This is a genomic window from Streptomyces sp. RPT161 (genome assembly GCF_027533845.1).
Classification (GTDB): domain Bacteria; phylum Actinomycetota; class Actinomycetes; order Streptomycetales; family Streptomycetaceae; genus Streptantibioticus_A; species Streptantibioticus_A silvisoli_A.
The window spans coordinates 153,500-176,775 of record NZ_JAPZVN010000012.1; the positions used below are offsets into that span (position 1 = coordinate 153,500).

A 23,276-nucleotide genomic window follows, 5' to 3' on the forward strand; every position below is an offset into this window, starting at 1 on the left:
GCCGTCGCGGCGGATCCTCGTTCGGGGCTAGCCCCCGAACTCCCGGTCGCGGGGCCCTACTCGGACGCTTTGACGGGGTACGCCACCGTGCCACGCGGCAGCGGCGGCGTGTCGCACAGCAGCACGTACACCATGCCGTGCTCCACCAGCACCTGGTGGGTGCGCACCGGAAGCCGGGCCGGTAGCCCGTCGGCGAGGCCGGTGCGCAGGTCGAACTTCGAGGCGTGCAGCGGGCATTCGATCGCGCACCCCTCCAGCCAGCCGTCGGAGAGCGCGGCGTCCTGGTGGGTGCAGGTGTCGTCGATGGCGAACAGCTCGCCATCGTCGGTGTGGAAGACCGCGACGGGAGGGACCGTTTCGAGCCGGAAGGCCTCGCCCCGCGGAAGGTCCACGAGGCGGCACACGGGAATCATCATGACACCTCGGTGCGTATAGTGAAACGAATTGCGGGACCCGCAACGCCCAGCAGTTTGAGGGCGGCTCGGAACCAGTGTCAAGGCAACGACGGGGCGCCCGCGAGAGGCAGTTCAAGCCGGGCCCTTCGTTGCGGATCATGGCGCACGTCTCGTCTCACGCAACCTGTGTCGTGCGTCTCAACGGGTTTGCCGGTCGGTAGCTGGGTACCAGCCAGGAAATTACGGGCCGCCCCCGACTTGCCGTCCTGGAGTGTCACATGCCTGATTCCGGACAAATTAGACAAACCGCTGCGACCGTCACCGCTCCCCCCGCGCCGCCGGGAGATGACACCGGCGACCTCGCGCGCTTCGGGTACCGCCAGGAACTGGAGCGCTCGCTGGGATCCTTCTCCAGCTTCGCCGCGGGCTTCAGCTACATCTCCATCATGACCGGTGTCTTCCAGCTGTTCGGCTTCGGATTCGCCTCCGGCGGGCCCGCGTTCATCTGGAGCTGGCCGCTGGTCTTCATCGGCCAGGGCGCGGTGGCGCTGTGCTTCGCCGAGGTGGCGGGGCAGTTCCCACTGGCGGGCGGTGTCTACCAGTGGTCCAAGCAGGTCGCGCGACCCGCCACCGCCTGGATGTCCGGCTGGATCATGACCATCGGCGCCGTGGTCACCGCGGCCGCCGTGGCCGTGGCGTACCAGGTGATCCTGCCCCAGGTCTCGCTCGCCTTCCAGATCGTCGGCGGGGCCGCCGACGCCGGGCAGACCGCCACCCCCGAAGGCGCCAAGAACGCCATCCTGCTCGCCCTCGGCCTGGTGGTCTTCACCACCGTCGTCAACATCGTCGGGGTGCGGCTGATGGCGAAGATCAACAACCTTGGTGTGGCGGTGGAGTTGGTCGGCGTCACCCTGCTGATCGTCATGCTGGCGGTGCACATCAGGCGTGGTCCGCAGGTCATCACCCACACCCAGGGCACCGGCGCCGGGCAGTCCCTGGGGTACTTCGGCGCCTTCCTCGTCGCCTCGATCATGAGCGCCTACGTCTTCTACGGCTTCGACACCGCGGGCTCGCTCGCCGAGGAGACCAGGGAGCCGCGACGCCACGCGCCGCGCGCCATCCTGCGCGCGCTCACCGCAGCCTTCCTCGCGGGCGGGCTGCTGATGCTGGTCGGGATGATGGCGGTCGGCGACATCAACGCCAAGGAACTGGGCACCCTCGGCATGCCGTACCTGATCAAGTCCACCCTCGGTACCGGACTCGGCAACGTCTTCCTGGTCTGCTCCGCCATCGCCATCACCGTGTGCTGCCTGGCCGTGCAGACCGCGGCGATCCGCCTGCTGTTCGCCATGGCGCGGGACGGGCGGCTGCCGTTCGGCGCCGCGATCGCGAAGGTCTCGCCGCGCTCGAAGACGCCGATCGTGCCGGCGGTGCTCACCGGTGTGCTGACCATCGCGCTGCTGCTGGTCAACATCGGCAACCAGCGGGCCTTCTACATCCTCACGTCGGTCGCCATCATCCTGTTCTACATCCCCTATCTGATGGTCACCGGCCCGATGCTGCTGCGCCGGGTGCGCGGCCAGTGGCCGCGCCCGGACCACGGCCCGTACTTCAACCTGGGCCGCTGGGGCACCCCGGTGAACGCCTTCGCGGTGCTGTACGGGGCGGCCATGACCGTCAACCTCGCATGGCCCCGGGCGGCCGTCTACGGCCATGACCACTGGTACTTCCAGTGGGGTGCCGTCGTGTTCACCGCAGTCATCGTGGCGGTCGGCGCGGGCCTGTACCTGGTCCGCCGCGGACAGCGCAGCGCTCCGATCAGCGACTGACTCCCCGGTTCATGGCCAGCCCTTTGCGTGCTGTTTGATTTCGGTTGACGCACAACAGCACGTGATCTTCAGCGGGGGTCGGAACGCGTGACGGCCCGATCGGCACGGGGAATGGCCGCGCATCGGCCATGGCGGGCCTACTGGCGGCGGGCGCGGCGGCACGCCCTGCGCCCGCCGACGGCTCGGCCGGTCCTCCACGACCGCGGCGCTGGTCGCGGCAGCCGAGGCGTACCGGCGGGAAGGCGGCTCCGGACCGCTCGCGGTGGGCCATGACCGCCACTGGAGCGCTGGCGCGACCGCCCCGTGCACCGGGCAGTTGGCCGGATCACGTCGTTCGACCGTGGCCGCCGCCGCAGGGCGCGGATAAGCTTTCGGACCGACGGACCCGTCGCGGCAAGGAGAACGGAACCGGTGAACCACTCCTCGCACTTCGGGTCGAAGCCCAGCAAAGGAGACATCAGGCGACTGCGTCGGCTGTCCGAATCACTGCTGAACCGGCTCAACCTGCCGGACAAGTGTGATATCCCCACGCTCTGCGAACTGCTCAGCCAAGAGCGCGGCCGTCCCCTGCACCTCGTGCCGTTGGCCATGGGTGCGGCCCACCCGTGCGGCATGTGGCTCGCATTGGACGTGGCCGACCTCGTGGTGTTCGAGGCCGACACCAGCCGACTGCACCGGGACCACATCATCGCCCACGAACTGGCCCACATGATCTGCGGCCACCGCGATGTGAACCAGCCCGAGAAGGCCGGGCTCGAACAGCTCTTCCCCGACCTGGACCCGCGCCGGGTGCACGAGATGCTGGGCCGCACCAGTTACTCCTCCCAGGAGGAGCAGGAGGCGGAGATCCTTGCGTCACTGATCCTGGAGCGCGTCACCCGGCCGCCGAAGGAACCGGTGTGGAAGGTCCCGCCCGCCGAGGCGCAGACCGTGGCCCGTATCGACCGTACGCTGCAACACCCGGAGTGAACCCGCTGGAGGGTACGTGGGAGATCTGAAGGGTGTTGTCTTCCCGCCGTGCGCGGCGCTGTGCGCCCTGGCGTTCCTGTACAAGCTTCGCGACCTGCGGCAGCACCGGAGGGACCCCGCGCTGCTCGCGCTGATCACCGCCTTCCTGCTCAAGGGCGTCTCCTTCGCGCTGTCCGTTCCCGCGGTCTCCGCCAGCGTGGACGCGCACTCCGGAGTGCCGAACCTGGGTGCGCTGGGCATCCATCTGCTGGGTGGAGTGTCGTCCAGTGCCGCGTTGCTGGTGGCCATCACGTACTGGGTGCACCCGGCCCAGCAGGCCCGGCCGAGGGCACGGGCCTGGCTGACCGCCTTCGGCGCCTGCGCGGTGGCGATGTTCGCGCTGTGGCTGGCCGCGGAGCCGCACGGGCACGTCAGGTCGGCCGACTACATCCTGCAGAACGTGAAGAACCCGGTGGTCGCCGGATACACCCTGCTGTACGCCACCGCGTTCGGCGCCGGAATGATCCAGATCGCCCTGCTGTGCCGACGCTACGCCAAGGCCGCCGGACGGCAGTGGCTGCGGTGGGGAATGGCCACCACCCAACTCGGCGCGCTGTGCTGCATCGTCTACTGCGCCAACCGGGCCTGGGCGGTGATCGCGATCCGGTTCGGGCTCAACCCCCTGCAGTGGGAGGCGTTGACACCGGTCGCCAACGGCATCGGCATCCTCTGCCTGGCGAGCGGGCTCACCATGCCGTCCTGGGGGCCGCAGCTGTCCGAACTACGGCGCAGGACCGGCAACTTCGTGGCCTACCAGCGGCTCCACCCGCTGTGGCGCGACCTGTACGCCGCGATCCCGGACATCGCGCTCAGCCCACCGGCGTCCGCGCGGTTGGACCGGTTCACCCCGCGGGACATCAACTACCGTCTGTACCGGCTGGTCATCGAGATCCAGGACGGCCTGCTCGTACTGCGCCCCTACATGGACCCGGAGGCCGCCGAGGCCGCCGCCCGGTCCGCCAGGAGCGCCGGTCTGGCCGGTGGGCGGCTGGACGCGGCGGTGCGCGCCGCCCAGGTGCGGGCGGCACTACGCGCCAGACGGGACAACCTGCCGACCACCGGCGGCGCCGTCTCCCCAGCCCCCGCCGCGGAACCCGGGACGGTCTCGGAAGAGGATGAGGATGGGGACTACCTGGGCGAGGTCTCCCGACTGGTCGGTGTCGCCCAGGCCTACGCGGCCCTGGGACGGACGAAGAGGAGTACCACATGAAGCAGCGCAGGCTGGGCAACAGCGGGTTGGCGGTCTCCGCGCTCGGGCTCGGATGCATGGGCATGTCGATCGCGTACGGCCCCGCCGACGAGACCGAGGCCAGACGGGTCCTCGACCGCGCCGGTGAACTGGGCATCACCCTGCTGGACACCGCGGACGCCTACGGGCGTGGCGCCAACGAGGAGTTGCTGGCGGGCTGGCTGCGCGGGCGGGACCGGGACCGCGTGGTGCTGGCCACCAAGTTCGGGCTGCGGCACGACGCGGCGAGCGGCCGGGTCGGCGACGTCGACACCTCCGCGGAGTACGTGCCGGTGGCCTGCGACGCCTCACTGCGCCGGTTGGGCGTCGAGCACATCGACCTGTACTACGCGCACCGCCGGGATCCGCAGGTGCCGGTGGAGGAGACCGTCGGGGCCATGGCCGCGCTGGTCGAGGCGGGCAAGGTGCGGTACCTCGGACTGTCCGAGGTGAGCGCCGAGACCCTGCGCAGGGCGCACGCCGTACACCCCATCGCCGCCGTGCAGTTGGAGTACTCGCTGTTCACCCGGGACGTGGTGGAGGGCGAGATGCTGGCCACCTGCCGCGAACTGGACATCGCCGTGGTCGCCTACTCGCCGCTCGGCCGCGGCATGCTCACCGGCGCCGTCTCCTCGCGCGAGGATCTGACGCGGGACGACAACCGGCTGCGCTGGCCGCGCTTCTCCGCCGAGAACATCGGACCCAACCTGGAACTCGTCCACGCGGTGGGTGAGTTGGCGGCCGAGATCGGCTGCACCGCCGGGCAGGCGGCGCTCGCCTGGCTGCTCGCCCAGGGCGACGACGTCATCCCCATCCCCGGCACCAAGCGCGTGCGCTACCTGGAGGAGAACGTCGCGGCGGCCGAACTGCGGCTCACCCCCGAGCAGATCGACCGGCTGGGCAAGGCTGTGCCGTCCACCGCGGTCGTGGGTGAACGCTACCCGGAACAGGCGCTGCGCCGCGTCGGCCACTGAGCACCGCCGGGACCCTACGGCCGCTCGGCCGTGGGGTCCCGTGGCAGTCCCTCCAACTCGCGCACCCGCTCGATGACCTCGGCGATCGAGCTGAGGCTCTGCGCGGACAGGCCCGCGCTGCGCAGCGCGACCCGCTGGACCTGGGAGTCCCGTAGCGCCACGAGCAGGCGGAGTTCGGCGTTCACCTCGTCCGCCACCCGGTCGTCGAAGAAGTAGGCGGGCGGTACGCCGAAGAACCTCGCCAGACCCTCGACATGGCGAAGGGTCGGGTTGTCCCGCTGTCCCCTGCGCAGCAGCCATATGTAGCTTCCGGAGATGGGCACGCCGCCCTCGGTGATGGCGCGCGCCACCTCCTCGCTGCTGTACGGACCGCGACCTGCCGGAATCACGGTCTCGAACAGGTGGTTCAACTTCTCGGCCAGTGTACGAACCGGCGTACTGCTGGAGTTGGTCAAGGTCACACCTCATTCCTCCCCGGGAATGTATCGCTGACTCCTGTGAGGGGCGATGGGCGTGTGCCCAAACATGAGTTGACACTACTGGGTTGGCTGCTTAGGTTCTTGATCGTAATGGCCTTCGACTCATGTTGGATGCCAAGCGAAGCTGGATGCTCGCCAGTTGATGGGGGATCCGGACTGGCACCACGTGTTACGGGGGCACGAGCCACTACCGGCCGACGGGGGAAAACCAGCCATGACAGATGTGTTGACCAGACACGTCCCGCGACGTGGAGCCATGCAGACCCGCCCGATGTCAGGTCCCGCCGGGACCTGACGCCGCGACCGCGGCCGCTTCGGCCTCACCGGCCAGCGGCAGCGCCGCCGACCGTCTGACTCATCCGACCGCCGAGCGCGGTGGCCGGGTGGTCCGGTCGGCCCTCACGTGTACCCACGCCAGCAAGTTCCACCGAGGTCATGGACTCTTACGCGAAGAACGACACATCCGTGCTCACCACGTGCCTGGCCCGTCTGGGCTGGTCACCAGAGCGCCTGGCCCGCGAGATCAACAGGGTGTGCGGCCCGGGCACCATCAGCGTCAAGGCGCCCTACAACTGGTTGAAGGGCGCACGCCCCCGTGGACAACTGCCCGATGTCGTGGCCAGGATCCTGTCCAAGGAGTTAGGCGAGCCGCTCACCGCCGAGGCGATCTGGGCGGCCAGGCCCGCGTCGCACCAGCCCACCGGCACCGAGCCGGGCGGCCAGGCAGCGCAGAGACCCGAGCCAAGCCCCCTCGCGGAGCGGGAAGTCATCACCGCGACCGTCGACTGGCTGGTCGGCACCGACCCCAGGCCGGTCACCGAGGAACCGGCCGAGGAACTCCACCCGGCCGTGCTCGGCGTCCTCACCGCCCGCATCGCCCATCTGCGGCAGCTGGACGACTCCCACGGCGGCGAACTGGTCCTGGACTGGGCGCTGCACGAACTGCGCTGGGCCGAATCGCTGTTGGTCCAGCTCTCCTCCGGCCGGCCGATCGACCCCCGGCTGCACCGGGCCATCGCCGAACTGCGCCAGTTGGTCGGCTGGGTAGCCGCCGACCTCGGCCGGGAACGGCTGGGCCAGAGCTATCTGCTGAGCGCCCTGGACGCCGCCCGCACCGCGGGGGACCGGGGTCTGGCCGCGCACATCATCTCCTGCATGAGCGACCAGGCCAGATGGCAGGGGCGCGGTGAGGAGGCGTTACGGCTGGCCCGGATCGCCAGAAAGGGATCGGTGGGCGAGCCCATCGGCATCGCCCATGCGCTGCTGGCCACCCGCCAGGCGCTGGCGCACGCCACCATCGGCGACGAGGAGGGGTGCCGACTGGCGTTGGACGAGGCCAGGGAACTGGCCGGATCGGTGCAGCCCGGACACAACCCGTCATGGACGTACTGGGTCAACTCCGCGGTGCTGACCGCCGACGCAGGCCGGGCCTGGCTGGAGCTCGGGCGGTACGAGCAGGCCGAGCACTGCCTGGAGTACGGGCTCGAACTCTTCGACGAGGCACAGCCGCGCACCAGGGTGCTGCACTACATCTCGCTGGCCGAGGCCCGGTTGGCGCTGCGCGATGTCGACGGCGCCGCGCTGGCCGCGAGCGCCGCGGTGGACCTGGCCGGCCCGATCACCTCGATGCGGGTCCGCCAGCGGCTCACCGAGCTGAGCGGGCGGTTCGGCGACATCGACGATGCGGCGGCCCGCCGGATCGTCCGCCGCACCGAACGGGCGCTGGGCGCCGCCGTCCCGGCCCCGGCGGGCCCGCCCGAGGCGGCCGACCGGCCGCTCGCGCTGTGCCCGTACCCCAGCCCGGCCGCGCCCTGACACACGGCGGGCCGGGGCGACACCCCGGCCCGCCAAGGCAGTTGTGGGATCAGCCCACGTCCAGGCGCCAGTCCAGGGCGCGCCGGAAGTACACCAGCGGCTCCCCGGGCGCCGTACCGCAGGACGCCACCTCACCGATCAGCACGGCATGGTCGCCGTGCTCCACGATCCTGCTGGTGGCACACCGCAGATACACCAGGGATCCGGCGAGCCGGGGCACCGCCCCGTCCCATTCCCACCGTCGGCCGCCGAACTTGTCGTCACTGCGGCTGGCGAAGACCCGGGCCAGCTCCTGCTGGTCCGCGCCGAGCAGATGCACCCCGAACTCCGGCGCGCGCAACAGCGCGTCGTAGGAGCGGGCCGAGCGGTCCACCGCCACCAGGACGGACGGCGGAGCCGCGCTGTAGGAACAGATGGAGGACACCAGCAGACCGCATGGATCCCCGGACGCGGTACGGGCGGTCACCGCGGCCACGCCCGAGACCAGGCTGGACATCGCCTCGGCGAAGACCTCTGCCGGTGTGGAAACCGTTTCGGATATCAGTGTGTTCACGAGCTTGACCAGACTCCTACGGCCGACGGCCGACGGCCGATGTACGTGGCGGCCAGGGCCTTCTTGTCGATCTTCCCCACCGCGGTCAGCGGCATCTGCGCGACGATCTCCACCCGGTCCGGCGCCTTGTAGGGCGCGAGACCGCGTCCCCGCAGGAAGGCTCCGATCGTCTTCACACTCGGCTGCTCCCCGGAGACGACGAGGAACGCCACCGAGCGCTCGCCCAGCTTCCCGTCCGCTTCGGGCACCAGCGCCGCGGACACGATCTCCGGGTGGGCCAGCAGATGGCCCTCGACCTCGGTGGCGTCGATCTTCACACCACCGCGGTTGATCTGGTCCTTAACCCGGCCGATCACCGTCAGATGGCCGCTGGGCAGCCTGCGGACCTGGTCCCCGGTGCGGTAGAAGCCGTCCTCGGTGAAGCTGGTCCTGTTCTGTTCGGGGGCGCGGTAGTAGCCGCGCAGCGTGTACGGACCGCGGGTCAGCAACTCGCCGACCTGGCCGTCCGGCACCGGCCGGCCGCCGTCGTCCACGATCAGGATCTCGTCGTCATCGGATACCGGCACCCCCTGAGTGGTGCGCAGCAGCTCGACCGGATCGTCCAGCCGGGTCAGGCAGATCAGCCCCTCGGACATCCCGAACACCTGCTGCAACGTGCAGTCCAGCCGCTCCACCACGGTGGCCGCCACGTCGTCGGCCAGCCGCGCGCTGCCCACCTGGAGTACCCGCAGGCTGGACAGGTCGGCCGGACCGCGGTCCAACTCGGCCAGCCAGTGCGGCACCAGGGTCGGGTTGAGCGAGGTGATGGTCACCCGCTCCCGCTCGATCAGCCGGAACGCGGTACGCGGATAGGGGTTCGACGCCATCACCACGGTGCCGCCGACCTGGAGGGTGCCGAGCAACCCCGGGCAGCTCATGGTGTAGTTGAACGCGATCGGCAGCACCGCCAGATACACCGAGTCGGCGTCCATCCGGGCCACCGCGGCGCACTGCCGCGCGTTGTACGCGTAGTCGTCGTGGGTACGCGGAATCAGTTTCGGCGTACCCGTGGTGCCGCCGGACAGCAGCAGCAGCGCGATGTCATCGGCGGCCGGCGGGTCGGCGCGGTTGCCGTCAGGGTCGGCGGGCGTGGCCATCAGGCCGTTCAACGAGGTCAATCCGGCGCGGTCCTGCGGATCGCCCAGCACCACCAGGTGCTTGAGCCCGGGGCAGGCGGTCGCGACCTCCTCGGCCAGCTCGCGGTAGTCGAACCGGTCGTGCTGGTCAGGGAAGAAGTAGGCGGTCGCCTCGGCGAGGGTGGCCAGATGCGTGATCTCGTTGCGCCGGTGGCCGGGCAGCGCGTGCACCGGCACCACCCCCAGGCGCAGCAGGGCGAACCAGACGATCACGAACTCGGCGCAGTTCGGCAACTGCACCACGACCCGCTGCCCGCGACGCAGGCCGAGTTCCCGCAGGCCGGTGGCCAACCGCTCGACTCCGGCGTTCAGTTCGGCGTAGCTCCACCGGCTGCCCCCGTCCACAAGGGCCGTCCGTCTGCCGAACTGCGCCGCCCAACGGTCGAGTTGGTCGCCGAAGGTCTCACCGCGCCAGTAACCGGCCTGCCGGTACCGTGCGGCCTCCTCCGCCGGCCACCGCACCCAGAAGTCGGCCGGTACCCCTTCGGACGCGTGAGGGTTTTCCAGGGGCATCGAGTTGCCTCCTTGTGTCGCAGAACCTGAATACGAACGGTTGGCGGCGTGCGCGGTGCGGCTCAGGAGTCGCTCCGCCGCGCCTTGTCCAGCAACTGCTGGATCTCGTCGAGGGTGTCCGCCGCGCTGATGTCGTCGTCCGTCAGGCTGACGCCGAAGGCCGACTCGATCTGGGTGGCGATCTCCAGGAGCGCGAGCGAGTCGACTCCGAGGTCGTCGCGGAACCCGGCGTCGTCGGTGACCTCCTCGGTGCCGAGTTCCAGGACGCGCGCCACGATCGCGCGCAGCTCGTCCTTGTCCGCGGTGGTCTGCTGGGAGTTGGCCATGGTTGAAGTCACGTTCCCTTCGAGGAAGTCGTCTCGTTACGAGGTCGGGGCCGCGCACAGCAACGCCGCCGCGGTGCCGCCGGGCAGTCGGCAGGACGCCGCGAGCACCGCGCCGTCCGCGCCCCGGTCGAAGTGGGCGACGGCCGCGGCGGCTTGCAGCACACCCAGCGCACCGGACTGCCGCCCGGCCCACCGGGACAGATCCGTCACCGCCGGCGCCGTGGCCGCGCCGGGCAGCGCGTCCAGTGCCGAGTGCTCGGCGGCCAGCAGCCCGAGCGGTCCGCCGCCCTCGGCCGCGGCCGTCATCGCCGCGCCCACGTCCGCCGCCCTGGCGTAGCCGTGCAGCACCGAACGCGCCCGTGCGCCACGGGAGTCGGCATGCTCGGCGGCCTCCACCACCACCGACGCCGCGCTGTCCGGCCAGCGTCGCTCGCCCTCGTCGGCGAGCAGCCGCGCGGTGTACTCGTTGTCCGGCTCCACACCCGTGACCAGCACCAGGTCGGCGCGGCCGGTGACGAGCAGGATCCGCGCCCAGTGCAGGGCGTCCAGGCCGCTGCTGGGGCCGTTGCACAGCGTCAGGTTGGGACCCGTGAGGCCGTAGCCGATGGCCACCCAACCGGCGATGGAGTTGCTTGAGGTGTGCGGCAACCCGGTGGCCTTCAGGCCCTTGGAGGTCTCCTGGTCGATGGTGTCCAGGAAGGAGCAGACCGTGTCGAGGTTGCCCAGGTTGCTGCTGACCACCACCGCGGTGCGCCGCGCCGGTCCGTGGTAGCCGCCGTCGTCGGACAGCAGCCCGGCGTCGCGCAGTGCGGCGCCCGCCGAGCGCAGGGCCAGCCGGGAGGCGCGGTCGCGGTGCCTCATCTCCCTGCCGGTCAGGGCGGTTCGCGGATCGAAGCCGTCCGGGTGGCGGGTGTACTCCGCCAGCAGGTCGGCGGCGCCGCGCAGTCCGTCAACGGCCAGCCCGACACCGGTGATCCACGCGGTCCGCCCTCCGCCACCGCCCTCGAACGGGGAGCTTCGCTCCGCTGTTGTCATGCCCGCCCGTCGCCCGCCACCGCCCTCAAACGAGGAGCGTCGCTCCACTGTCATGATGTGACCCCTTCGACGATCGCGATCGCGTTGAGCCCGCCCATGCCGATCGAGTGGACCTGGGCCAGCGCCACGTCGGCCGCCCTGGCCTCGCCGTACACCAGGTCCAGGCCCTCGGCCTCCGGCATCAGCTCGTCGAGTCCGGCGGTGGGCGGCACCAGGCCGTGGCGCATCGACTGCGCGGCCACGATCAGGCTGAGCAGCCCGGAGCCGCCCAGGGTGTGGCCGGTCATCGACTTGATCCCGGTCACCATCGGCTGCCTCGCCACCCGGCCGAAGACCGAGTGCAGCACGGCTGCCTCGGCCTGGTCGTTCAGCACGGTCCCGGTGCCGTGCAGCATCACCAGGCCGACCTCGTCAGCGGTGATCCCGGCACGCTGGTGGGCCTGTTGGACGGCGGCCTCGACACTGGCGGCGTCCGGGGCGGTGGCATGGGCGGCGTCGCAGTTGACGCCGACGCCGCGCAGCCTGGCACGTGCCCGGTCGCGATCCCCGCCCGGGCGCTCCAGCACCACCGCGACGGCGCCCTCGCCCATCATCATTCCCCTGCGGGAACCGTCGAAGGGCCGGACCTGGTCGGGGACGTTCTGGATCCGGTCGAAGGCACCGAAGGTGCTCTCCGTCATCACATCCGTTCCCGCCACGACGACGGTGTCCGCCAGCCCGTGCTCGATGAGGTCCTGTGCCATCCCGAGCATCGTCAGCGAGGCCGAGCACGCGTTGGCGAAGGTGTGGGTGTCGGTGAACCCGAACTCCGCGCGCAGCCCGGCGTCGAAGTTGAGGTCAGGGAAGCGCACCGGGTGCCTCCCCCGCCACCACAGCTCAACCGAGCGCTGTTCACGGTGGGTTGTGCCCACCAGCACCGGGCAGGTCGCGGCACGGTCGGCGATCCCCGCGTCGGTCAGCGCCTGGCGCACGGCGGCGTGCAGGAATCCGCTGGCCCGCATGGGCACGTCGGAGCCCGGCGGCTGGTCGGTGATCGGATACGCGTGCTTCTGCCGGAAGCCGCTGGTGTCGAACGCCGTCACCTCGGCCAGCCCCAACCGGCCCTGGCACAACCGTTGGTGGATCTCCTCCGGGGTGGACCCGACGGCGGCGACCGCCCCCATACCGGTGATGTCGAGTGTCACCGGCCCCTCCCTTCACAAGTAGCGCTTGACATCGGTGAAGGACAGGTCGACCCGCGGCGACGCGCCCACCGCCAGGTCGGCCAGCGCCTCACCAAGACCGGTGGCGTGCTTGAAACCGTGCGCGTTGTCACCGCCCGCCACGATCACGTTGGGTGCGTGCGGCAGCGCGCCGACCACGAACTGGCCGTCGGGGGAGAGGGTGAGCATGCACACCGCGACCCGCGACGGTGCTGCCTCAAGCCCCGGCAGGAAGGTAGGCAGGTACCCGCACAGCTCGTTCCAGTCCGCCGAGTCGACCGAGCGGTCGCTGCTGTCCGGATCAAGGGCGACCGCCGTGCCGCCGAACTGCTCAAGCCCCAGCTTGATGTCGTAGGGCCCCTCGGAACCGCAGCCCCACAGCACGGTGTTCTCCCCGATCTGCCGCATGAACACCGGGAACTGCTCCAGGGCGTACGGCAGCGCGCCGGGCAGCGGCCGGAACCACGTCACCGGCATACGCGCCACCCGCAGCGCGGGCACAGGCACCAGGGACGGCAGCCATGATCCGACGGTGACGACCACCCGCCCCACCCGCAGACTGCGGGTGGGAGTGTGCAGCCACACACCCTCGGGGTCCGGCTCGATTCCGGTGACCCGGGTGTCGGTGAACACCGTGGCGCCCGCGGCCTCGGCGAGGTCCAGCGCCGCGCGGACCGCCGCCTCCGGGCGGACCAGCTTGGCCGACGGCTCCCACACCCCGATGTCCCCCGGTGCCAGACCGGCGTGCTGCGGATACCGGCGGACCAGCTCGTCCCGGCCCAGCACGGCCACCTCGATGGCGTGCTGCCGGGCGGCGGCCAGCGTTCCGGCCACCACCTGGCTGTCCGGGGCGCCGATCAGCAGCCCGCCGCAGTCCAGCAACAGCCGCTGCCCCGACTCGCGTTCCAGCTGCCGCCACAGGTCGAGGGACCGGCGGGCGAGCGGAACCAGACCGCTGTGTTCCAGGCAGGTGACCCGGAACATCCGGCTGCCGCCGTGCGACGCGCCGAGCGAGTGCCCGCGGCCGTAGCGCTCGATGCCGAGGACCCGCACCCCGCGCCTGGCCAGCTGCCACAGCGTGGAGGACCCCCAGGCGCCGAGGCCGACGACCGCGACGTCCGCCGCCAGCTCAGACATCCGCGTTCCCGAAGTGCGGCGCCACCTGGTCGGCGAACAGCTCCAGCGCGCGCCTGCTGTCCTCGTACGGCATGTAGCCCGGGTTCAGTTGCAGGCTGACGGTGATGTCGTCACCGAACCAGCCCCTGATGGCGGTCAGTTGCTCGGTGACCTCCGCCGGGGTTCCGGCCAGCACCTTGTGGTCGTTCAGCGACTTGGTGAAGTCATAGGTGCGGACCTTGTCGATCAGCTTCTCGTAGCCCTTGTAGTCCGCCGAGGTGGTGGCCGCCCAGGAGGCGATCGCGCCTGTCATCAGGTCGATGTAGTTGTTCTCGAACCGCTCGCCCCACTCCAGCGCCTGCGCCCGGTCCTCCGACAGGTAGCAGGTGTACTTGACCTGGACCCGCCCGGCGCCCGCCGGCCGTCCCGCCGCGGCCCAGGACCGGCGGTAGGAGTCCAGCATCTCCAGCATGACCTCGTGGCTGACGATCGATGGCACGATCTGCAGGTGGTATCCGTCGGTCCCGGCCTGGGCGCAGGACTCCGGGCTGGACGCGGAGGCCACGAAGATCGGCGGGTGCGGGTTCTGCACCGGGCGCGGCAGCAGGGTGATCGGGCCGAAGCGGTAGAACTCCCCTTCCCAGGTGACGTTCTCCTCCGACCACAGCCGACGGCAGGCCTCCACGCCCTCGGTGAACCGCCTGCGGCTCTCGTCCATCGGAATGCCGAACCAGTCGAACTCGTCGGGCAGGAAGCCGCGGCCGAAGCCGACGTCGAGCCGCCCGCCGCACAGGTTGTCCAGCATCGCCAGCTTGCCCGCGAGCTTCAGCGGGTGCGTGAACGCCGGGATCACCGCACCGGTGGTGATGCGGATCCGCTCGGTCCGCGCGGCGATGGCGGTCAGCAGCGTCACCGGGTCGGGGCTGTAGCCGCCGTACGGGGAGCCGTAGTGCTCCACGGTCTGCACGTGCTCGAAGCCGTGCCGCTCGGCGAGCACCGACAGGTCCAGTACCTCCCGGTAGTACTCGGCCGCGGTCTTGCGCTCCGGAGCGAAGACCGGAAAGAAGTTGAGCCCGAATTCCACGATTTCCCTTTCTCATGGACCTGCGGTGGCGTCACGTTGGTCGCGGGCGCGACTACGCGGGGTCGTTCGGCGGTTGCCCGACCGGTTTTCCGGCGATTCCCCACCGGTGTTCCGGAGTTGGCTCCAGCGTGATCCACACATGCTCGCGGACCTCTGCGCCGAAGGTCTCCACCACCGCGTCGGTGAGGTTGGCGATCAGCTTCTGCTCGGATTCCGGATTGAGGCGCTTCTCAAGAATGCGCACGGAGATGAACGGCATCGGTTTCCCATCGAAGGGGAGGGGCGGGATGGCGGCCCGGCTAATCACCGCTGGAATGCGGGCGGTTGGTGGCCGCGGTCCGCTGCGGTTGAAATGCTGCCCGGCCGAGCGGGCGGCCCGGAAGGTGTTTTGCCGGTTAGCTTGGTCAGGTTGGTCCGGTCAGCTTGGTCAGCGCCGGTCAGCCCGGTCACGCCACGCTGAACCGGGGCGACGGGGAGCCGTTCAGCTCGGCCAGTGAGTGGTCCAACGCGTCGGCCAGGTAGTCCACCTGGGAGCCGGTCAGCCCAGGGTGGCAGGGCAGGTTCAGGTGCTGCTCGAACCAGAGTCGTTCGGCCACCGGGCACTCACCGGGACCGTGCCCCTGGTGCCGCCATTCGGGCAGCAGGTGCTGCGGAAAGTAGCGCAGCTCGATCTGCACCCCGCGCCTGTCCAGCGACAGCAGCAACTGGTCGCGCAGCTCCTGGGTCTGCGCGAAGCAGGTGTACAGGTGGTACGAGTGCTCGCTGTGCGCGGGGGCGGACTGCGGGGTCACGAACGAGTAGCGGCCGAGCACCTCGTCGATCCGCGCGGCGATCGACCGGCGCGCCCGCTCCACCTCCTCAAGCCGGTCGAGCTGCACCAGTCCGACGGCGGCGGCCGCCTCGGACATGGTGGCGTTGGTGCCGGCGCGGCGCAGCCGGCGCACCCTGTCGGTGTAGACGGAGGCGGAGTACTTCATCCAGGGCAGCACCACCGGCTCGTCCACCCCGGTCCAGTACTGCTGGTCGATCTCCGCGTCCACCTCGTTGGAGCGCAGCCGGTCAAGGCGCTCCGCCCAGTCGTCGCGGTCGAAGGTGATCATCCCGCCCTCGCCGAGGGTGGTGATGTTCTTGGCGTTCTGGAAGCTGAACGTCGCGATGTCGGCCAGCGAACCGGGCCTGCGGCCACGGTACTTGGCGCCCTGCGCGTGCGCGCAGTCCTCCAGCACGGTGATGCCGTGCCGCCGGGCGACGGACATGATCTGGTCCATCTCGGCCGGGCAGCCGCCGTAGTGCACCAGCAGCACCGCCCTGGTGCGGGCGGTGATCAGCGATTCCAGCACCGCCGGATCCAGGTTGAGCGTGCCCGGCTCGATGTCGCAGAACCGCACCCGCACCCCGTAGTCCAACAGCGGCTGCACGGTGGCCTGGTAGGTCTGCGGGGTGGCGATCACCTCGTCGCCCGCCTGGAGGTCCAGCATTTCGATCGCCAATTCCAGTGCGACGGTTCCACTGGTGACCGAGATGGCGTGCCGACTGCCCACCAGATCGGCGAAGGCGCGCTCGAAACGGTCCCGCCATGTTCCCATCGACAACGGCTGCCCGCCCTCGACGAGTTCAGTCAGTACGGATATCTCCGGGGCGGCCAGCACACTGCCCCGCTTGCCCCAGGGCACCACGTAGTTCTTGTTCATTTTCTGATCCCTCTGATTCACGCCCGCCCGGCAGAAAAGGGCCGGTGCCGGAAATCGGCAGGGGCGGGCTCACGGCGATTCCGGTCGCACGGCGACCCGGAGGAGTGCAGACACGGTGGTGAACCGGTGTGCGCTCCATGGAACGCGGCGGAACGTCGGGAACTGAAGAGTCAGCGGGGGTCAGCACGGTCAGCTTGGTCAGCCGAGGTCAGCGCGCGGTACGCATTCGACGTATGTGTTCGGCGAACCGGCGGGCTCCCGGGCTGGCCGCGTGCCCCTTGGGAAGCACCAGGTCAACACGGCGTTCCAGGTGCACCCCGGTGACCGGGATCAGCCGTAGTCCGCCGTCCGCGGAACCGGGACCGACGCCGGGGTCAACTCCCTTGGGCACGAAGGCGATTCCGAGGCCCGCGGACACCAGGTCGAGGACCATGGCCCACTCGGTGACCTCACAGGTGATCCGGCGGGTGAGCCCGGCGGCGGTGAACGCGGCGTCCACCTGGACCCGGTTGGCCCACTCCGGGCGGGTCTCCACGAACCGTTCGCCGTCCAGCATGTCCAGGGTGAGCGACTCGGCGTCGGCGAGCGGATGGTCGGACCGGCAGGCCAGCAGCAGCGGTTCGGCGGCCAGTGGGATGACCCGCAGGTCGGCGGTGCGGCCGGGCACCGCGGACACCAGGGCGCAGTCGAGTTCGCCCTCGGCGACCATCTGGAGCATGGGCAACGCCGCCAGTTGCTGGAGGGTGATGTCCAACCCCGGGTGCGCGCGGGCGAATTCGGCCAGCCAGCGGGCCAGCGGCACCAGATGCTGACTGGTCTGCAACGCGCCGATACGCAGCTGACCGGTCAGCACGCCCTTGACGTCGTGCACCACCTGGCGGGCCGCCTCTGCGGCCTCCAGCGCGTGCCGGGCGGCGGGCAGCAGCGCCTCGCCCTCCGCGGTGAGCCGTACCGGACGGGTGCCGCGGACGAACAGCACCGTGCCCAGGGCCTTCTCCAACGCGCGTACGGAGGAGGAGAGTCCGGACTGGACGATGAGTTCGCGGGCGGCGGCCCGGGTGAAGTTGCGTTCTTCCGCGAGGGCCACGAAGTGGCGCAGATGCCGGAGCTCCATCACGCCATTATCTCTGGCAGAGATGGAAAATATGCGATCCCCATCCCCCTGAGTTGAAACAGGTAGTGGGAACCGGCCTGTTGACTCGTATGTACGGCCCGAACAGCACGACGGCCGTCACGGAGAACGGGAGACGACAGAAGTGACCACGACCGAACCAGTGGCCTACCAGTACGAGCCAGCCACCGAGGACCGCGGTGCTCCGGCCATGAAGCCTCCGCGAGCCTCCCGGGCTTCGCACGGCACCGGGTTCTGGTTCGTGGCGATGGCGTTCATGGTGCTGATGGCCTTCGGCACCCTGCCGACTCCGCTGTGGCCGCTGTACCAGGCGCGCGACCACTTCGGTCCGACCGTCGTCACGGTGGCGTTCGCGGTGATGGTGGTCGGTGCGGCGGCGAGCTTCCTGACCCTGGGGCATCTGTCGGATCGTTTCGGCAGACGCCGCATCGTGGTGCCCGCCCTGCTGGTGGCCACCCTCGCGTCGGTGATCCTGCTCGCCTGGCCCGCGCTGCCCGGCCTGATCGTCGGCCGCACGCTGACCGGTGTGGCGGTGGGCCTGATGGCCTCCACCGCCACCACATATCTGGCCGACCTGTACCACGAGGCCCATCCGGACCGCGAGGGTTCACCGGTGCCCGGCCTGGTGGCCGCCGCCGCGAACCTCGGCGGCCTGGCGCTCGGACCGCTGATAGCCGGGCTGCTGGCGGAGTGGGCCCCGGCACCGCTGATCACCCCGTACGCGCTGTGGGCGGTCGCCATGCTGGTCTTCCTGGTCCTGGTGCTGAGCACCCCGGAGACCGTCGACCTGGAACTGCCCGCACAGCAGCAGCCGGTCCGCTTCGCGCTACGGCCCGGTGCCGGTCCGGCGTTCACCGCCGCCTCCGTGGTGGGGTTCTTCGCCTTCGCGGCGCTGGGCCTGTTCTCCTCGCTCGGCGCGATCATCATCCGCGGCCAGCTGCACATCACCTCGCACGCCATCGCGGGCGTCGCGCCGTTCACCATGTTCGCCGCCTCCGCGATCGCCCAACTCGCGCTGGGCACACTGCCGTTGGTCCGGCTGATGAAGATCGGCGTGGTGCTCTTCCCGGGCGGTATGGCACTGACCGCGGTCTCCCTCTACCACCCGACGCTGACGCTGTTCCTGGTGGCGGCCGGGATCGCGGGCGCGGGCGCGGGGCTGCTGTTCAAGGGCGCGGTCAGCCAGGTCGCCATGGCCGCCGCCCCCACGTCCCGCGCCGGTGTGCTGGCGATGTTCTTCGTCATCTCCTACATCGGCATGGGCGCGCCCTCGATCGCGTTCAGCATGGTCATCCAGCACGTCAGGTTGCAGCCCGCGATGATCGGCTTCTCCATCATGCTGTCGGTCGGCGCCATGGCGGCCGCCGCGGCCACCAGCCGCAGCGCCACCCGTCGCCGGGTGCGCGGCCGGCACCGCAGGCAGCGCGGCGCCAGCGGCCAGCACCGGGCCACCCGCCGCCGCGGCGCCACCGCCCACGCGGGCGGTGCGCACCGCCCGTCCTGACGGCGCGGGGCACCCTCGCCCCGCTCGGTACCACGCGTGCGCAGGCACGTACCTCGGGAGGAGGGGGCGCCCCTTCGTTCACGGGCGCGACGCACTTGGCGGGTGGCGTGGGGAAGCGGGCTACGGCGCAAAGGACGATGCCCGGGTGGGCTTCAGGCATCACCATGACGCCCTTCGGCGCGTTGGGGGCACCCGGCTGTGCCATTTTCTGCACGAGACCGCGGTGTTCAGGTGCGGCGTGCGGCCCATACCGTGCGCTCGGTGCGTACCGTCAGGTCGTCGCGGCGCAGGATGCTGTGAGGGCTGTCGGTGTCGAGTAGTTGGTCGAGAGCGGTGAGGTCTTCGGCTGCCAGCGCCTGGGCGAGGCTGCCGCGCATGCGGGTCAGGCTGCTGAGTGCGTAGCGGCCGACGGCCTCGGTGGGGGGGCGGCCCCAGGTTGACGGTGATGATGCGTTCGCCCTCGACGGTGAAGCCGGCGGCGGTCAGCTTGGGTCCCCAGTCGGCGCCGCGATGGGGCACGTGCTCGGCATGGTGGCGGTCCAGTGCGGCGTGGCAGCGTTCTTCGAGTCCGGGACGGTTTGCTGGGGCGTCCTCGGGCAGGAAGCGCGGGAAGCCTGCCAGTTCCACGACGGCGAACAGTCCGTTGGGAGCCAGCGTGTCGTGGACTTGGCGCAGGGTGTGGTCGGGGTCGGCCATGTGGTGCATGGAGGCTGATGCCCATACCAGTTCGGGCGTGCCGAGCTCTGGCCAGGCCCCGTCGAGGTCAGCCTGAACGGTGCGCACCCGATCGGCGATACCGTCTGCCTCGGCCTTGCGTCGCAGGCGGTGCAGGTGGCTGGCCGAGGTGTCGACGGCGGTCACCTCAGTCCTGGGGAAGCGCTTGAGCAGTGCGAGGGTGCCTGCACCGGTGCCGCAGCCCAGATCCACGATGTGGCGGGGGCTGCCTTTGACGGGCAGCCACGCGGTGATGGAGGCGATGTGTTCGGCGAGCACCTCGGCGTCCAGATCAAGGATCTCCGTCTGGCCGTCGGCGTCGTGCTGTGGTTCGTGGGCCGGGTGGGCGCCGGGGCCGTGCGCCGCGTGTGGGGACGTCATGGCGCCCACGCTAAGAGGGGTCATGAGCATGCGAACAGGTCGTTTTCCGGAAGAGCAAGATGGTGGGCGCTTGGCCTGCCGACCGCGCAAGCACCTGGTGGATTTCGCAAGGAGGAGCCATACGGCGGGGCTGGGGTCAACGCGACAGGCTGTTTGCGTCCCCGGTGCTGTCGTCGTTGCGTTGGTGGCCGCGGCGGGCGTCGCGGTCGAAGATGCCCAGGATTTCGCATGGCCCGCCTTCGGTGCCGATGGCGTGCGGGAGCATCGTGGGGAACTCAGCCGCTTGGTTGGTCTCCACGCGGAAGCGCCGGTTGCCCAGTAGCAGGACGGCGGTTCCGGAGAGGACGACGAGCCATTCGCGGCCCGGGTGGGCGCGCATGCGTGAGGGGCTGTCGGGCGGTGGGTTCGTCATACGCTGGCGCACGACGGTCATGCCCGGGTCCGCCCGGATGGGCCAGCGCATCAGCTGGTGGGCGGCGTCGATCATCGGGCTGGAGATGACGTCGTCCGTGGCCGTCTCGACCAGTTGGTCGAGCGTGGTGTCCAGGGCGCGGGCGAGGGCGACGAGCTGGTCCAGAGCGAGGCGGCGCTGACCGGTCTCGATCCGGCTGAGCGTGGACGGGCTGAGCCGGGCGCGGGTGGCCAGCTCGTCCAGGGACCATCCCTGCGCCACGCGCAGAGCACGGATCCGTTTGCGTACCAGGCTGTCGAGACCTCCAGGGTCTTGCGTCATGGGCAAAACCTTATGCCGCACACGCAAAGGTGCGTGCTACGGGGTGCCGTGGCCGTCGAGGAAGCGATGTAGCACAGCGGCCTCTGCACGGAGCTGCGCGACTCGGTCAGCGTGAGCGGGTGCGGTCAACTGCGCTGCGGCTTCGAGTCGTTCGGTGGCCTCGGCTCGCACGATATCCGCCACGTTGCACTCGCTCAGCTCACGTCGCGCTGCCTCGGTGGCGCCGACACCGACCGGTGACTGTTCGAGGGCCAGGCCCCGCGTCTCGGCTTCGTCCACCGGCACCGCCTCCGCGTTGTCCAGTGCGGCGAGCGTTGAGCGCAGTGCGCTCACGGCGGCCTTGTCGCGGGCGCGCATCGCTTCCGGGAGGGCTTGACGCATACGAACACGTAGGGACATGCCGGGACCTTATGGTCGTGGTCTTGGTCCCCACAACGGGATATCCAAGCTGATCTCGGCCGTTCGCGAGGACGCGGACCGTGGGGGTGAATACGACGCCGACCAGCCCTGTCGATGCCTGATGTCGCGTCAGAGGAGTCGGCATTGGGTCAGCATGAGTCCGGTAGAACCCGGGGAACGCTGCCCGACCACGCGACTGGCTGTAAGATGTGGAAACGGCCCTTGACCTGCAAAAAGGCAGGCAGGGAGCCTGCCTGTAGGAGTGCACCGATGTTGCGTACCATGTTCAAGTCCAAGATCCACCGTGCCACGGTGACCGAAGCCGACCTGCACTACGTGGGATCGGTGACGGTCGACGCCGAGCTGATGGAGGCCGCCGACCTGCTGCCGGGCGAGCTGGTCCACATTGTCGACATCACCAACGGTTCCCGGCTTGAGACCTACGTCATCGAGGGCGAGCGGGGCTCCGGCGTCATCGGCATCAACGGTGCGGCGGCGCATCTGGTGAACCCCGGCGACCTGGTCATCCTGATCAGCTACGCGCAGGTGGACGACGCCGAGGCCAGGACGCTGCGGCCGCGCGTGGTGCACGTGGACGAGCGCAACCGCATCGTGGAACTGGGCGCCGACCCCTCTGCCCCGGTGCCGGGCGGCGACACCGCACGCAGCCCCCGGGCCCTGGCACGCTGAGCGGGGTTCAGGGGTTCCGGGGACTTGTCCCAGGAACGTCATCCCGCCGCGAGGGCAGGCAACCCGCACGGCGGATGCATGCGGTGCCGAACCAACCTCAGCCAGGCTCCGACGGTGCCGCCACGATCACCAACGCCGGGCTCAGCAGCTGATCGCCCAGCCGGTACCCAGGCCGCACCACCTGCGCGCAGGTCGGACGGTCGACGTCGGCAGAGCGGGACTGCGACAGCGCCTCATGCACGGTGGGATCGAACGCCTCCCCGGGCTCGCCGAACGACCGCAGGCCGAGCGCGGCCAGATGCGTCTCCAACGCGTCGCTGACCGCGACGAACCCGTCGGTCATGTCGCCGTGACGCCGCACCTGCGTCACGGTGTCCAGCACCGGCAGCAACTCGCGCACCACGTTGGCGACCGCGATCTCGCGCACCGCCAGCCGGTCGCGCCGCACCCGCTTGCGGTAGTTGTCGTACTCCGCCTTCACCCGCTGCAAGTCCGCGGTGCGCTCGGCCAGTTGGGCGCCGAGCTGGCCGGGTCCGGTCTCCGTCGCCGTGCTGGACGGGGGCCGCAGGCGCAGCACCGGGTCGGTCGGGTGGGCGCGCGGGTCGTACGGGGCGGACACCGGTACCGGTAGCCGCGTCCCGGGCGGGGAGCCGGTGGGGTGGGTCATCCGGTGCCTCCCTTGGGCTTGTCCTCGTCGACGATCTCGGCGTCCACTACCTCGTCCTCCGGTTTGCCGCCGGATTCGCCCGAGGTGGCGGAGGCGCCGGTGTCGCCGCCGGTGGTGGCTCCGGTGCCCTCGCCCGCCGCGGCGTACATCGCCTGGCCCAGCTTCTGGCTGGTGGTGGCCAGCTTCTCGGTGGCGGTGCGGATCTCGGCGATGTCCTCGCCCTTGAGCTTCTCCTTCAGCTCGCCGACGGCGGTCTCGACCTCGGTCTTGACCTCGCCCGGGACCTTGTCCTCGTTGTCCTTGAGGAACTTCTCGGTCTGGTAGACGAGCTGCTCGGCCTGGTTGCGGGTCTCGGCCGCCTCGCGGCGCTTGTGGTCCTCCTCCGCGTACTGCTCGGCCTCGCGCATCATGCGGTCGATGTCGTCCTTCGGCAGCGCGGAGCCACCGGTGACCGTCATCCGCTGTTCGCGCCCCGTCCCCAGGTCCTTGGCGGAGACGTGCATGATGCCGTTGGCGTCGATGTCGAAGGTCACCTCGATCTGCGGTACGCCGCGCGGCGCCGGGGGCAGACCGGTCAGCTCGAACATGCCGAGCTTCTTGTTATACGCGGCGATCTCGCGCTCACCCTGGAAT

At 70.3% G+C, this 23,276-nt stretch carries 23 protein-coding genes and 1 pseudogene; 7 read left to right on the top strand and 17 right to left on the bottom strand.

Annotated features, from left to right (window positions below):
- Positions 1–56 precede the first annotated feature (56 nt).
- Complete coding sequence (locus O5O46_RS23215) at positions 57–416, bottom strand: bifunctional 3-phenylpropionate/cinnamic acid dioxygenase ferredoxin subunit (protein WP_269857477.1); 360 nt, start codon at positions 414–416, stop codon at positions 57–59.
- A 257-nt stretch (positions 417–673) separates the two neighbouring features.
- On the opposite strand from O5O46_RS23215, the gene O5O46_RS23220 reads away from it, so the two are divergent.
- From O5O46_RS23220 to O5O46_RS23240, 4 genes are all read left to right on the top strand, one after another.
- Positions 674–2,224 (top strand): APC family permease, encoded by a 1,551-nt coding sequence (locus O5O46_RS23220; RefSeq protein ID WP_269857478.1) that lies wholly within the window; start codon positions 674–676, stop codon positions 2,222–2,224.
- Positions 2,225–2,635: 411 nt separating this feature from the next.
- Positions 2,636–3,193: a toxin gene (locus O5O46_RS23230; protein WP_269857479.1), complete on the top strand. Its 558-nt coding sequence runs from the start codon at positions 2,636–2,638 to the stop codon at positions 3,191–3,193.
- A 16-nt stretch (positions 3,194–3,209) separates the two neighbouring features.
- Positions 3,210–4,442 carry an MAB_1171c family putative transporter gene (locus tag O5O46_RS23235; RefSeq protein ID WP_269857480.1) on the top strand — a complete coding sequence of 411 codons (1,233 nt, stop codon included), beginning with the start codon at positions 3,210–3,212 and terminating at the stop codon, positions 4,440–4,442.
- Complete coding sequence (locus O5O46_RS23240; RefSeq protein ID WP_269857481.1) at positions 4,439–5,434, top strand: aldo/keto reductase; 996 nt, start codon at positions 4,439–4,441, stop codon at positions 5,432–5,434. Before O5O46_RS23235 ends, O5O46_RS23240 begins: the two co-directional genes overlap by 4 nt.
- Before the next feature lie 14 nt (positions 5,435–5,448).
- On the opposite strand, the gene O5O46_RS23245 is transcribed toward O5O46_RS23240, so the two are convergent.
- Positions 5,449–5,895, bottom strand: a complete 447-nt coding sequence (locus tag O5O46_RS23245; protein ID WP_269857482.1) for a helix-turn-helix domain-containing protein — start codon at positions 5,893–5,895, stop codon at positions 5,449–5,451.
- Between the two features lie 453 nt (positions 5,896–6,348).
- Here O5O46_RS23245 and O5O46_RS23250 point away from each other — a divergent pair, with 453 nt between their 5' ends.
- Positions 6,349–7,728 (top strand): hypothetical protein, encoded by a 1,380-nt coding sequence (locus O5O46_RS23250; RefSeq protein ID WP_269857483.1) that lies wholly within the window; start codon positions 6,349–6,351, stop codon positions 7,726–7,728.
- A gap of 49 nt (positions 7,729–7,777) precedes the next feature.
- On the opposite strand, the gene O5O46_RS23255 is transcribed toward O5O46_RS23250, so the two are convergent.
- The 10 genes from O5O46_RS23255 to O5O46_RS23300 form a co-directional block, all read right to left on the bottom strand.
- Positions 7,778–8,281 (bottom strand): flavin reductase family protein, encoded by a 504-nt coding sequence (locus tag O5O46_RS23255; RefSeq protein ID WP_269857484.1) that lies wholly within the window; start codon positions 8,279–8,281, stop codon positions 7,778–7,780.
- The gene (locus O5O46_RS23260; protein ID WP_269857485.1) at positions 8,278–9,969 is read right to left on the bottom strand and encodes a (2,3-dihydroxybenzoyl)adenylate synthase; all 1,692 of its coding nucleotides are present in this window, start codon (positions 9,967–9,969) and stop codon (positions 8,278–8,280) included. The genes O5O46_RS23255 and O5O46_RS23260 overlap by 4 nt, the downstream gene beginning before the upstream one ends.
- A 62-nt stretch (positions 9,970–10,031) precedes the next feature.
- Positions 10,032–10,307 (bottom strand): acyl carrier protein, encoded by a 276-nt coding sequence (locus O5O46_RS23265; protein WP_269857486.1) that lies wholly within the window; start codon positions 10,305–10,307, stop codon positions 10,032–10,034.
- A gap of 24 nt (positions 10,308–10,331) precedes the next feature.
- Positions 10,332–11,384 (bottom strand): beta-ketoacyl synthase N-terminal-like domain-containing protein, encoded by a 1,053-nt coding sequence (locus O5O46_RS23270; RefSeq protein WP_269857487.1) that lies wholly within the window; start codon positions 11,382–11,384, stop codon positions 10,332–10,334.
- Positions 11,381–12,514, bottom strand: a complete 1,134-nt coding sequence (locus O5O46_RS23275; protein WP_269857488.1) for a beta-ketoacyl-[acyl-carrier-protein] synthase family protein — start codon at positions 12,512–12,514, stop codon at positions 11,381–11,383. The genes O5O46_RS23270 and O5O46_RS23275 overlap by 4 nt, the downstream gene beginning before the upstream one ends.
- 12 nt (positions 12,515–12,526) lie before the next feature.
- Positions 12,527–13,669 carry an N-methyl-L-tryptophan oxidase gene (gene solA / locus O5O46_RS23280; protein ID WP_269857489.1) on the bottom strand — a complete coding sequence of 381 codons (1,143 nt, stop codon included), beginning with the start codon at positions 13,667–13,669 and terminating at the stop codon, positions 12,527–12,529.
- A complete protein-coding gene (locus tag O5O46_RS23285; protein ID WP_269857490.1) occupies positions 13,662–14,732 on the bottom strand; it encodes an LLM class flavin-dependent oxidoreductase in 1,071 nt (356 codons plus the stop codon). Before O5O46_RS23285 ends, solA begins: the two co-directional genes overlap by 8 nt.
- 52 nt (positions 14,733–14,784) lie before the next feature.
- Positions 14,785–14,991, bottom strand: a complete 207-nt coding sequence (locus tag O5O46_RS23290; RefSeq protein WP_269857491.1) for a tautomerase family protein — start codon at positions 14,989–14,991, stop codon at positions 14,785–14,787.
- Positions 14,992–15,178: 187 nt separating this feature from the next.
- Positions 15,179–16,423, bottom strand: a complete 1,245-nt coding sequence (locus O5O46_RS23295; RefSeq protein ID WP_269857492.1) for a DegT/DnrJ/EryC1/StrS family aminotransferase — start codon at positions 16,421–16,423, stop codon at positions 15,179–15,181.
- Positions 16,424–16,631: 208 nt separating this feature from the next.
- Positions 16,632–17,537 carry a LysR family transcriptional regulator gene (locus O5O46_RS23300; RefSeq protein WP_269857493.1) on the bottom strand — a complete coding sequence of 302 codons (906 nt, stop codon included), beginning with the start codon at positions 17,535–17,537 and terminating at the stop codon, positions 16,632–16,634.
- A 142-nt stretch (positions 17,538–17,679) separates the two neighbouring features.
- Here O5O46_RS23300 and O5O46_RS23305 point away from each other — a divergent pair, with 142 nt between their 5' ends.
- Positions 17,680–19,059 (top strand): MFS transporter, encoded by a 1,380-nt coding sequence (locus tag O5O46_RS23305; RefSeq protein WP_269857494.1) that lies wholly within the window; start codon positions 17,680–17,682, stop codon positions 19,057–19,059.
- 227 nt (positions 19,060–19,286) lie between these two features.
- Here the strand turns inward: O5O46_RS23305 and O5O46_RS23310 are convergent.
- The 3 genes and pseudogenes from O5O46_RS23310 to O5O46_RS23320 all read right to left on the bottom strand — a co-directional run bounded on the left by O5O46_RS23310 (position 19,287) and on the right by O5O46_RS23320 (position 21,244).
- Positions 19,287–20,154, bottom strand: a pseudogene (locus tag O5O46_RS23310) (class I SAM-dependent methyltransferase).
- 136 nt (positions 20,155–20,290) lie between these two features.
- The gene (locus O5O46_RS23315; RefSeq protein WP_269857495.1) at positions 20,291–20,887 is read right to left on the bottom strand and encodes a helix-turn-helix domain-containing protein; all 597 of its coding nucleotides are present in this window, start codon (positions 20,885–20,887) and stop codon (positions 20,291–20,293) included.
- Positions 20,888–20,923: 36 nt separating this feature from the next.
- Complete coding sequence (locus O5O46_RS23320) at positions 20,924–21,244, bottom strand: hypothetical protein (protein WP_276094097.1); 321 nt, start codon at positions 21,242–21,244, stop codon at positions 20,924–20,926.
- 312 nt (positions 21,245–21,556) lie between these two features.
- Here O5O46_RS23320 and panD point away from each other — a divergent pair, with 312 nt between their 5' ends.
- Entirely contained in the window at positions 21,557–21,976 is a 420-nt protein-coding gene (panD, locus tag O5O46_RS23325; RefSeq protein WP_269857497.1) for an aspartate 1-decarboxylase, read from the top strand.
- Positions 21,977–22,073: 97 nt separating this feature from the next.
- Here the strand turns inward: panD and grpE are convergent, their stop codons facing one another.
- Entirely contained in the window at positions 22,074–22,643 is a 570-nt protein-coding gene (gene grpE / locus O5O46_RS23330; RefSeq protein WP_269857498.1) for a nucleotide exchange factor GrpE, read from the bottom strand.
- On the bottom strand, positions 22,640–23,276 hold a 637-nt coding region (locus O5O46_RS23335), incomplete at its 5' end, for an Hsp70 family protein (RefSeq protein ID WP_269857499.1). The genes grpE and O5O46_RS23335, both read right to left, overlap by 4 nt.